Annotated in this window: 1 protein-coding gene and 1 pseudogene; both read left to right on the forward strand. The window is 74.6% G+C overall.

Annotated elements, in window-relative coordinates; all coding sequences use genetic code 11:
- A partial coding sequence (dacB, locus tag JNW89_RS34985) for a D-alanyl-D-alanine carboxypeptidase/D-alanyl-D-alanine-endopeptidase (protein ID WP_238452282.1) occupies nt 1-1255 on the forward strand: 1255 nt, incomplete at its 5' end.
- 66 nt (nt 1256-1321) lie between these two features.
- Nucleotides 1322-2353, forward strand: a pseudogene (locus tag JNW89_RS34990) (zinc-dependent metalloprotease); the annotation flags it as partial.

Consider the following 2353-nt stretch of genomic DNA (forward strand, 5'->3'; position numbering starts at 1 on the left):
GCAGCCCACCTCCGCCGGGGTACGCGCCGCCGTGGAGCCGCTGCTCGGGGCCGCCGCCCTCGGCAGCCGGGTGAACATCTCGGTGGCCGACGTGACCACCGGGCAGTCCATCTACGCCCGGGGCGGCGACGACGGCACGGTGCCCGCCTCGGTGACCAAGCTGGCGACCGGCGTGACCGTGCTGGAGGCCCGCGGCCCCGGGTACCGCATCCCCACCCGGGCGGTGGCCGGGGCGAACCCCGGCGAGGTGGTGCTCGTCGGCGGCGGCGACCCGACCCTCGCGGTGGACGGCAAGGGCTTCTACCCGGGCGCGGCCCGGCTCGACACACTGGCCAAGCAGGTCAAGCAGGCGCTCGGCGGCACCGCTCCGACCAAGGTCGTCGTCGACTCCTCGCTCTTCCCCGGCCCGGTGCACGGCCCCGGCTGGGACGACGACATCCCGACCGGCGGCTACGGCGCGTCGATCACCGCGCTGATGACCGACGGCGCGCGCAGCGACCCCGAGGCGGCCCGGAAGACCTTCGACGACACCCACGGCGCGGCCGAGCGGGTCCCGGAGCCCGACCTGACCGCCGGCCGCTCCTTCGCCCGGCTGCTCGGCCTCGGCGGGGACGCCCCGGTCACCAAGGGCACCGCCCCGCCGGCCGGCGGGGCCGCGGCCACCGGCGCCCCGGCGCCCGGTACCGAACTGGGCAAGGTCGAGTCGCTGCCGATGATCCGTCTGGTCGACATCATGATCAGCGACAGCGACAACGTGATCGCCGAGGCGCTGGCCCGGCAGGTGGCGCTGGCCCGCAACCAGCCGGCGAGCTTCGTCGGCGGTGCGGCAGCGATGGACGAGGTCATCGGCGAGCTGGGCCTACCGGCCGACGAGATCAGCCTCTCCGACGGCAGCGGGCTGTCCCGGAACAACCGGATCAGCCCTTCGCTGCTCACCGACCTGATCGCGCTCGCGGGCAAGGGCGACCACCCGGAACTCGGCGCCATCTTCGGCGGCCTGCCGGTCGGCGCCTGGTCCGGCACCCTGGGTGACCGCTACCGGGTCGCGGCGACCGCCGCCGGTGCCGGGGTGGTCCGGGCCAAGACCGGCACGCTGACCGGGGTGCACGCCATCGCCGGGCTGGTCACCACGGCCGAGGGTCGGCTGCTCACCTTCGCGGTCCTCACCGACCGGGCCCCGGCCGGCGACTCGGACGTCACCCGCCAGGCCCTCGACCGGATCGCCGGCGCCCTGGCCGGCTGCGGCTGCCGCTGACCCCGACCGCCGGAGCCCCTGCTCGCACGCCGGGCCGGGGTGTTCCGGCGCGGGTACGGTGGGTGCATGGCGCAGTTCGTGGACTGGGATCTGGCCGCCGCGACCGCGGGGGGCGCTGAGCAAGTCGGGCCCCCGGGTGTCGTACGCCGAGGCCACTGACGTGGTCGTCGACCTGCGACGGCTCACCGATGAGGCGGCCGGGCACGTCGCCGACTACACCGGGCTGCGGTCGCAGGTGACGCACCCGCCGGTGCGGGTGGTGGACCGCCGGGACTGGGCGGGCGCCAACATCGCCGGCCTGCGCGAGGTGATCACCCCGCTGGTGAACCGGCTCTCCGGCGACAAGCGTCCCGGGCCGCTCACCGAGGCGATCGGCTCCCGGCTGACCGGAATGCAGGCCGGCACGGTGCTCGCCTACCTCTCCGGCCGGGTCCTGGGCCAGTACGAGGTGTTCTCCGCCGACCCGGGCCAGTTGCTGCTGGTCGCGCCGAACATCGTCGAGGTGGAGCGGAAGCTGGAGGCGAACCCGCGCGACTTCCGGCTCTGGGTCTGCCTGCACGAGGTCACCCACCGCACCCAGTTCACCTCGGTCCCCTGGATGCGGGCGTACTTCCTCAGCGAGGTGAACGCCTTCGTCGACGCCGCGCAGGGCAACGAGCACCTGCTGGAGCGGCTGCGCCGGGGCGTCGCCACCCTCTCCGACGCGATCAAGGACCCGGAGAGCCGCACCAGCGTGCTGGACATCGTGCAGACCCCGGCCCAGCGGGCCGTGCTGGACCGGCTCACCGCGCTGATGACCCTGCTGGAGGGGCACGCCGAGTTCGTGATGGACGGCGTCGGACCGCAGGTCATCCCCAGCGTGGAGCGGATCCGGGCGGGGTTCAACCGCCGCCGCGAGGCCGGCAACCCGCTGGAGAAGGCGATCCGCCGGCTGCTCGGCGTCGACGTCAAGATGCGCCAGTACGCCGAGGGCCGCAAGTTCGTGCACGGCGTGGTCGACCGGGTCGGCATGGACGGCTTCAACAAGATCTTCGGCTCCCCGCTGACCCTGCCCCGGCTGGACGAGCTGGGCGACCCGGACGCCTGGGTGGCCCGGGT

It is taken from the genome of Micromonospora sp. 4G55 (genome assembly GCF_016803375.1).